Source organism: Streptomyces sp. NPDC051684 (assembly GCF_044453445.1).
In the GTDB taxonomy this organism is placed as follows: domain Bacteria; phylum Actinomycetota; class Actinomycetes; order Streptomycetales; family Streptomycetaceae; genus Streptomyces.
On the sequence record NZ_JBITCS010000032.1, the window covers coordinates 86241 to 94683 of the forward strand.

An 8443-nucleotide genomic window follows, 5' to 3' on the forward strand; every position below is an offset into this window, starting at 1 on the left:
CGGGTGAGTGGGCAACGCGAAGGGCCCGACACGTGGTACGGGCCGGGGGTTCCCAGCGTACGTCTTCCTCCGGGGGCTCACCCGTTTGATCTGTTGGCGTCACCCGGCGTTACGGCCTCGGGGCTCTGCCCCGGACCCCGCGCCTCAAGCGCCGGCGGGGCTTGAGGCGGTCGACCATCTCAAGCCCCTGCGGCGATTGAGCAGCGGGGTCCGGGGCAGAGTCCCGAGGGTCCAGCCAGGGAGCCGGAGGCTATTCCGTTGCGATCGCTCCCAGGACGTTCATGCGGCCCGCCCTGAAGGCCGGGATCAGGGCGGCGAACAGGCCCACGAAGGCCGAGGCGATGAAGACCGCCGTGATCGTCGGCCAGGGGATCTCCAGGACACCGAGGCCCTCCAGGGCCAGGAGCTTCTGGGCCGTCGCGCCCCAGCCCATTCCGAGGCCGAGGCCGAGGAGGGCGCCGAAGACCGCGATGACCACGGACTCCAGGCGGATCATGCGGCGCAGCTGGCGGCGGGAGAGGCCGATGGCGCGCATCAGGCCGATCTCGCGGGTCCGCTCGACCACCGAGAGGGCCAGCGTGTTCACGACGCCGAGCACCGCCACGATGATCGCGAGCGCGAGCAGCCCGTAGATCATGTTGAGGAGCTGGCCTATCTGGTCCTTCAGTGTCTGCTTGTAGTCGGTCTGGTCCTTGACGTGGACCGTCGGGTCGGCGGCGACCGAGGCCTTGAGCGCCTTGTACGCCTGGTCGGCCTTGCCGGGCTCCGCCTTCGCGAACATCATGCCGTTCAGCGGCATCCGGTCCGCCGGCAGATAGCGCGCCGCCGTCGTCAGGTTCGTGTACATGGCGCCCTTGTCGAACGTGGTGTCGTCCGACGTGATCGCCGCGATCCTCAGCTCGGCGGTGCGTCCGTGGTCGAAGGCGACGGTCATGGTGTCGCCGACCTTCACCCCGTGCTTCTCGGCGAAGCCGGAGCCGACCGACATCGCGTTCTTCCCGTACGCCGCCGACAGCTCGCCGGAGGTCGTCTCGCGGCGCAGGTCCTGGGCGTAGGTGGGGGTGGCCGCGACCAGTTCCTCCGACTTCTTCGCGCCGTTCGGTGCCGTCAGGTCGGCCTTGACGTACTTGACCTCCGTGACGTGGGAGACGAAGCCGTCCCGCTCGACGTGCTTGAGGTCCCGGGCAGCCTGCGGCTTGATGCCGCCCTGGCCCTCGACGATGTAGTCGGCGCCGACCGACTTGTCGAGCTCGCTGGTCGCCGAGGCCACCATCGAGGAGCCGACGACGGAGAGGCAGGCGACGAGCGCGAGGCCGATCATCAGCGCCGCGCCGGTCGCTCCGGTGCGGCGCGGGTTGCGCAGCGCGTTGCGCTCGGCCATGCGGCCGACGGGGCCGAAGATCCGCAGCAGCACGGCGCTGATGACGCGGACCACGACGCCCGCGAGCAGCGGGCCCACGACGACGAAGCCGATGAGCGAGGCGACGATGCCGACGCCGAGCCACAGCGCGCCCTGGCTCGCCTTGTCGGCCTGCGCGGCCAGGTAGAGGGCGAATCCGCCGCCACCCGTGAGGACGACGCCGATGACGCCGCGTACGACGCCCGCCTTGACGTCGGCCGGGGTGCCCGCGTCGCGCAGCGCGGCCATCGGGGAGACCTTGCCCGCGCGGCGGGCCGGCAGGTACGCGGCGAGGACGGTGACGACGATGCCGAGCAGCAGGCCGATCGCCGGGGTCGTCCACTTCACGGTGAGGTCGTCGGTGGACAGGTCCATGCCCATCGAGGACATGAGCTTCATCAGGCCGACGGCCAGGCCCATGCCCGCGCCGACGCCGAGCACCGAGCCGACGACGCCGAGCAGCAGCGCCTCGACCAGCACGGACCGGTTGACCTGCTTGCGGGAGGAGCCGATGGCGCGCATCAGGCCGATCTCGCGGGTGCGCTGGGCGACCAGCATCGAGAACGTGTTGATGATCAGGAAGATGCCGACGAGGAAGGCGATGCCGGCGAAGCCGAGCAGGGCGTACTTGATGACGTCCATGAAGGAGCCGACGTCCGCGGCGTTGGCGTCCGCGGCCTGCTGCTGGGTCTGGATCTTGTACGTGCCGCCGGCGCCGAGGGCCGCGGCGACGTCCGTCTTGAGCCGCGCGTCGCTGACGCCGTCGGCGGCGGCGACGTTGATCTGGGTGAACTGCCCGGCCCTGCCGATGAGTTCGCGCTGCGCGGTCGCGGTGTCGAAGTAGACGACGGCCGCGCCGGGGTTGGTCACCTTGAAGGAGGCGATACCGGCGATCTTCGCCTTGATGTCACCGCTGGCGGTGATGGTGCGCAGCTCGTCGCCCATCGCGAGGTGGTGCTTCTTCGCCGTGTCGGCGTCGACCATCACCTCGGTGGGGCCGCGCGGCGCGTGTCCGGAGGTGATCTCCATGGAACGCAGGTCGTTGTGCGTCCAGTTGCCCGCGATGGTGGGGGCACCGGTGGTTGACCCCATGTTCTTGTTGTCGGAGTTCACCACGGTCACGTTCATCGAACTGACCGCGCCCTCGGCGGACTTGACGCCCTCCGCCTTCCGGACGGTGGCGAGCGCGGCCGCCGGCAGCGCCTCGGGCCGGCCGGTGGCGCTGCCCTCGACCTCGGCATCCTTGGGACTGACGGTGACGTCGGACGCGGTGGCGGTGAACAGCTTGTCGAAGGTCTTGTCCATCGTGTCGGTGAACACGAGGGTGCCGCAGACGAAGGCGACCGACAGCAGGACGGCGACCGCCGAGAGGGCCATCCGGCCCTTGTGCGCGAAGAAGTTGCGCAGGGAGGTCTTCATGACCGTGTTGGCACTCATGACGTGCGACCTCGGGCGTCGAAGTCCTTCATGCGGTCGAGGACGGCCTCGGCGGTCGGGCGCGCCATCTCGTCGACGATGCGGCCGTCCGCGAGGTAGAGGACGCGGTCCGCGTAGGAGGCGGCGACCGGGTCGTGCGTGACCATCACGATCGTCTGGCCCAGCTCGTCGACGGAGCGGCGCAGGAAGCCGAGGACCTCGGCGCCCGCGCGCGAGTCGAGGTTTCCGGTCGGCTCGTCACCGAAGATGATCGACGGCCGGGAGGCCAGGGCGCGCGCCACGGCGACCCGCTGCTGCTGTCCGCCGGAGAGCTGCGTGGGCCGGTGCTTGAGGCGCTCGGCGAGCCCCACGGTCTCGACGACCTGGCGCAGCCAGGCGGCGTCCGGCTTGCGGCCGGCTATGTCCATCGGGAGCGTGATGTTCTCGATCGCGTTCAGCGTCGGCAGCAGGTTGAACGCCTGGAAGATGAAGCCGATGCGGTCCCGGCGCAGCTTCGTGAGCTTCTTGTCCTTCAGGCCGGTGATCTCGGTCTCGTCGAGGAAGATCTGTCCCGACGTGACCGTGTCCAGGCCCGCCAGGCAGTGCATCAGCGTCGACTTGCCGGAGCCCGACGGGCCCATGATCGCGGTGAACCGGCCGCGCGCGATGTCCACGTCGACGTGGTCGAGCGCGACGACGCGGGTCTCCCCCGACCCGTACGCCTTGACCAGTTGCCGCGCTCGCGCGGCGACGGCCGAACTCTGTCCAGTGCCCCCGTGCCTGGGGATGGTTGCAGCCGTAGTCACGGTAAGTCTCCTAAGTCGGTCACGCGTCGGATGCGTGGAACAACGCCTTGTGCGGCCAAGTCTGGTGGAACGGGGTGCCCCGGCGCGTTGCAGAAAAGCCCCGTCTTTTCCGGGGGAAAACCCCACCACCCAAACGCTACGAAGGTCCCCGCGCCCCCTCGTCCTCCACCGGGACGACCCGACCCTGCCCCCTTCTACGGAGGTCCCCTTAGGGGAGGTCCACCCCTCGGTGGACCCCTACTCAGGGACGCCTCCACCTGCCTAAGCTCCTGACGTAGATACATGCAGGGGGAACGCATGCAGGGAACCACCGACCGGCGCCGCGCCGCGGTCGTCGCCGCGTTGATGTTGAGCATGGCGCTCGCCGCGCTCGACACGACGATCGTCTCGACCGCGGTGCCGCAGATCGTCGGCGACCTCGGCGGCTTCTCCGTCTTCTCCTGGCTGTTCTCGGGCTATCTCCTCGCGGTCACCGTCACCCTGCCCGTGTACGGGAAGCTGTCGGACACCTTCGGCCGCAAGCCCGTGCTGATCGCGGGCAGCGTGCTGTTCCTGGTCGGCTCGCTGCTGTGCGCGTCCGCGTGGAACATGGGCGCCCTGATCGCCTTCCGAGTGGTGCAGGGCCTCGGCGGCGGCGCGATCCAGGGCACGGTGCAGACCCTGGCGGCCGACCTCTACCCCCTCAAGGAACGCCCGAAGATCCAGGCCAAGTTGTCAACCGTGTGGGCCACTTCCTCGGTCCTGGGCCCCGCGCTCGGCGGGCTGCTCGCCTCGTACGCGGGGTGGCGCTGGATCTTCCTGATCAACCTGCCGATCGGCACCGTCGCCCTCCTGCTGCTCGTACGTCATCTGCACGAGCCGCGCCGGGAGCGCGCCGCGCGGCCGCGGATCGACTGGGCGGGCGCGCTCGCGGTATTCGCGGCGGGCGGGGCGCTGCTGACCTGGCTGGTGCAGGGCGGGGTCGCGTGGGCGTGGGGGTCCGCGCCCTCGATCGCCCTGCTGTGCACGGGAGTCGGGCTCATCGGCGCCGTCCTCGTCATCGAGCGGCGGGTGCCCGAACCGATCCTGCCGGGCTGGGTGTGGCGGCGGCGCACCATCGCGGCGGTCAATCTGGCGCTCGGCGCGATGGGCCTGCTGATGGTGGCACCGACCGCGTTCCTGCCGACGTACGCGCAGTCCGTCCTCGGCCTGTCCCCCACGGCCGCCGGCTTCGTGCTCTCCGTGATGACGCTGAGCTGGCCGGTCTCCGCGGCCCTGAGCCAGCACGTGTACCGCAGGATCGGCTTCCGTGACACGGCCGCGCTCGGCATGGCGGGGGCGCTCGTGCTGCTCGCCGCGTTCCCGCTGCTGCTGCCCTTCCCGGGCGAGGTCTGGCAGCCCACGCTGCTCAGCCTGCTGCTCGGCGCGGCCCTCGGCCTCTTCCAACTCCCCCTGATCGTCGGCGTGCAGTCCACGGTCGGCTGGGCGGAACGCGGCACCGCCACCGCGTCGGTGCTCTTCTACCGGCAGATCGGGCAGACGGTCGGCGCCGCCGTCTTCGGCGCGGTCGCCAACGGTGTGATCTCGGCCCGCCTCGGCTCCGGCACCGACCTCGACTCGGTCGCCCGCGACAAGGGCGCCGACGGGGTGCGCCGGGCGATCGACGCGGCCGTCGACTCGGTGTACGTCGGCGCGGCCTGCGCCGCCGCGGTCGCCCTGCTCGTCCTCCTGGCGCTGGCCCCGCGGCGCTTCCCCGTCCTGGAATCGGAACCCTCCGATCCCGTACCGGACGGGAGCGAGCAGGAAAAGTCATCCGCCGTACAACTCCCCCACCAGCAACACTCACCTCACGTACAAGAAAAGTCGGCCGGCACGGACTGATCGTTCGGCCAAACGCTCCCCAACTCGTCTACCTACGAGTAACGTTCCGGCTCCCCACACACTCCCTGCGGTCCGCCCAGTCCCCGGCGGACCCGAGCCACGCAAGGAGAACAGGGATGTCGTACCAGCCGCACCCGTCGCACCCCCACCCGCTCCCGCCGTACGCCCACCCCCGCACACCGCCCCGTCCGCAGCCCCGCTCCCACCGCCTCCCCCGCCATCCCGACGCCCCCAGCGGCGAAGTGCGCCTGCTGCGCACCGCCTACCGCTGGCAGCGTCGCGTCGCCACCCTCACGGCACTCGGCTACTTCACGCTCTTCCTGCTGCTCTCCGCGTTCGCGCCGGGCCTGATGAACCGCTCGGCCACCGGCGGCCTCTCCACGGGTCTGCTCATCGGCCTGTGCCAACTCCCGGTGACCTGCCTGGCGTTGCTCCTGTACGAGTACACGGCACGACGCCGCGTGGACCCGCTCGCCCACCGCATCCGCCGGCAGTGCCGTACGGGCGGGGGCTACGCGCGATGACCGCGGGTCCGGCGGTCGCCGCCGCGTCCACCGACGCCATGTCCCTGGTCGCGTTCACGGCGGTCGCGACGATCACGCTCCTGCTGTGCATCATGACCGGGCCCGACCGCGACGGCCTGGAGGAGTTCTACACCGGCTTCGGCCGCCTCGGCCCGATCCGCAACGGCCTGGCCATCGCCGGCGACTACATCTCCGCGGCCACCGTGCTCGGCACCGGCGGCATCATCGCGCTGCTCGGCTACGACGGCGTGGTGCTCGCCCTGAGCACGGCGCTCTCCCTGATGCTGCTGATGTTCCTGATGGCCGAACCGCTGCGCAACGCGGGCCGGTTCACGATGGGCGACACGCTCGCGCGCAGGATGCCGGGCCGCTCCGTGCGCATGGCCGCCTGCACGGCCACCATCGCGGCCCTGATGCCGATGATGCTGGTGCAACTCGCGGGCGCGGGCGACCTGTTGGCGTTCCTGCTCGGCTTCACCAGCGAGACCTTCAAGACGGCCTGCGTGATCGCACTCGGCGCACTCATGATCAGCTACGCGACGATCGGCGGCATGAAGGGCACCGCCGTCATCCAGATCTTCAAGATCGTCATGCTGCTCGGCTCGGGCGCGGTGATCGCCGTGCTCGTCCTGCGCCGCTTCGACTGGGACCCCGGAACCCTGCTCGCGGCCGCCGCGCGCGGCAGCGGAGCGGGCAACGCCTATCTCACCTCGGGCCTCCAGTTCGCGCACAGCCCCACCCCCCGCCTCGACATGATCACTTCGGAGCTGACGGTGGTCATCGGCGGGGCCGCGCTGCCGCACGTCACGATGCGCATGTACACAGCCCGGCACGCGCACGAGGTGCGCCGCTCGATGACCTGGGCGGTGTCCGCGGTCGGGATGTTCGTCCTGGTCATCTCCGTGGTCGCCTTCGGCGCGACGGCGATGCTGGGCGCTCCGGCCATCGCGGCGGCCGACCGGCAGGGCAACACGGCGTATCTGCTCGGGGCACGGGCCGTCTTCGGCGCGACGACGAGCACGGGCGAGTCCCTGCTGTTCACCACCGTCACCACGGCGCTGTTCCTGACGCTGCTCGCCTCGGTCGCGGGCATGATCCTCGCCTGCGCCAACTCCCTGGCCCACGACGTGATCGCGTACGCCAAACGGGACCTGACGGGCCGCAAGGAACTGTCGATCGCTCGGATGTCGGCCCTCGGCGTCGGCGTCTTCGCGATCGCCCTGGCCTGCGTCTTCCAGCACCGCAACCTCCAGCCGCTGGTCACGCTCTCCCTGTGCCTGGGCGCGTCCGCCATCGCCCCGGCCCTCGTCTACAGCCTCTTCTGGCGGCGCTACACACGAGCGGGCCTGCTGTGGACACTGCTCGGCGGCACGGCGGCCAGCGTCGTCCTGATGACCGGGACCAACCTCGTGTCGGGCTCGCCCACGTCGGCGTTCCCCGGCATGGACTTCAACTGGTTCCCGTTCACGTCCACGGGGCTCGTGTCCATCCCGCTGGGCTTCCTGTTCGGCTGGCTCGGCACGGTCCTCACGGACCGGCGCAGGGCCGACGCGCAGCGGCAGCAGTACGAGGCCGTGGAGGCGTGGATCCTGGCGGGTTCGCCGACGGCGCCGGGCGGCGGCACCACGCGGAACTGAGGGAGTTGAGGGAGCTGAGGGAGCTGAGGGCGTGCTACTTGCCGAGCCGCTCCGCCAGTTCGGCACGGCGCGCGAGGACGCCGTCCTTCAGCTCCTCCATCTCCCGCAGCGCGTCCTTGCGGTCGCGCTTGGCGAGGCGGTCGATGTAGAGGCGGCCGTACAGATGGTCCGTCTCGTGCTGGAGGCAGCGGGCGAAGTAGCCGCGGCCCTCGACGGAGACCGGGTTGCCGTTCTTGTCGTGGCCGCGCACGACGGCGTGGTCGGCGCGCGCCACGGACTTGTAGGGGCCCGGCACGGAGAGGCAGCCCTCCATGTCGTCGACGAGCCGGCGCTCCGCCGGGGGTTGCTCGTCGAGGACCGGGTTGCAGATGTGGCCGGTGTGCCGCACGCCCCAGTCGTCCTCCATGTCGTAGACGAACAGCTGGAGGTCCACGTCGACCTGGTTGGCGGCGATGGCCGCGCCGTGCGCGACGTGGTTCGTGGCGAACATGTCGTCGATCAGGCGGTCGAGCTCCGGGGTGCCGAAGAGGGTGTCGGTGACGGGCGCGCAGCGGCGGCGCAGTACGTCTTCGCCGACGATCGTGATGCGCCGGACCGCCCCGCGCTCCACCTCCGGCAGCAGCCGCGCCTCTCCCATGCCAACCCCTTGTATTCGCTCACGACTTGACCGAGCGCCCACCTTAACGGCGCGCTCGTCCGCCCCTACGCCACGGGGCTCCGCCCCGGACCCCGCGCCTCAATCGCCGGCGGGGCTTGATCGGGCCGGCCATCTCAAGCCCCTGCGGCGATTGAGGCGCGGGG

6 protein-coding genes are annotated in these 8443 nt (G+C 70.8%); 3 read left to right on the forward strand and 3 right to left on the reverse strand.

Features of this window, described 5'->3' with window-relative positions:
* Nucleotides 1–250: 250 nt before the first annotated feature.
* The gene (locus tag ACIA8D_RS31565; RefSeq protein WP_399237560.1) at nucleotides 251–2836 is read right to left on the reverse strand and encodes an ABC transporter permease; all 2586 of its coding nucleotides are present in this window, start codon (nucleotides 2834–2836) and stop codon (nucleotides 251–253) included.
* A complete protein-coding gene (locus tag ACIA8D_RS31570) occupies nucleotides 2833–3621 on the reverse strand; it encodes an ABC transporter ATP-binding protein (RefSeq protein ID WP_399237561.1) in 789 nt (262 codons plus the stop codon). The genes ACIA8D_RS31565 and ACIA8D_RS31570 overlap by 4 nt, the downstream gene beginning before the upstream one ends.
* A 297-nt stretch (nucleotides 3622–3918) precedes the next feature.
* On the opposite strand from ACIA8D_RS31570, the gene ACIA8D_RS31575 reads away from it, so the two are divergent.
* The 3 genes from ACIA8D_RS31575 (at nucleotide 3919) to ACIA8D_RS31585 (ending at nucleotide 7642) form a co-directional block, all read left to right on the forward strand.
* Complete coding sequence (locus tag ACIA8D_RS31575; RefSeq protein ID WP_399237562.1) at nucleotides 3919–5481, forward strand: MFS transporter; 1563 nt, start codon at nucleotides 3919–3921, stop codon at nucleotides 5479–5481.
* A gap of 116 nt (nucleotides 5482–5597) precedes the next feature.
* Nucleotides 5598–6005 (forward strand): DUF485 domain-containing protein, encoded by a 408-nt coding sequence (locus ACIA8D_RS31580; RefSeq protein WP_399237563.1) that lies wholly within the window; start codon nucleotides 5598–5600, stop codon nucleotides 6003–6005.
* Nucleotides 6002–7642, forward strand: coding sequence for a cation acetate symporter (locus tag ACIA8D_RS31585; RefSeq protein WP_399237564.1), 1641 nt, complete (start codon nucleotides 6002–6004; stop codon nucleotides 7640–7642). The genes ACIA8D_RS31580 and ACIA8D_RS31585 overlap by 4 nt, the downstream gene beginning before the upstream one ends.
* A gap of 34 nt (nucleotides 7643–7676) precedes the next feature.
* Here the strand turns inward: ACIA8D_RS31585 and def are convergent, their stop codons facing one another.
* Nucleotides 7677–8279 carry a peptide deformylase gene (gene def, locus ACIA8D_RS31590; protein ID WP_399237565.1) on the reverse strand — a complete coding sequence of 201 codons (603 nt, stop codon included), beginning with the start codon at nucleotides 8277–8279 and terminating at the stop codon, nucleotides 7677–7679.
* Between the last annotated feature and the right edge of the window lie 164 nt (nucleotides 8280–8443).

Bases quoted from the DNA above. Each gene is read 5' to 3' on its own strand.
- ACIA8D_RS31580 (WP_399237563.1), top strand. From the start codon at position 5,598: ATGTCGTACCAGCCGCACCCGTCGCACCCCCACCCGCTCCCGCCGTAC.
- ACIA8D_RS31585 (WP_399237564.1), top strand. From the start codon at position 6,002: ATGACCGCGGGTCCGGCGGTCGCCGCCGCGTCCACCGACGCCATGTCC.
- def (WP_399237565.1), bottom strand. From the start codon at position 8,279: ATGGGAGAGGCGCGGCTGCTGCCGGAGGTGGAGCGCGGGGCGGTCCGG.
- ACIA8D_RS31565 (WP_399237560.1), bottom strand. From the start codon at position 2,836: ATGAGTGCCAACACGGTCATGAAGACCTCCCTGCGCAACTTCTTCGCG.
- ACIA8D_RS31575 (WP_399237562.1), top strand. From the start codon at position 3,919: ATGCAGGGAACCACCGACCGGCGCCGCGCCGCGGTCGTCGCCGCGTTG.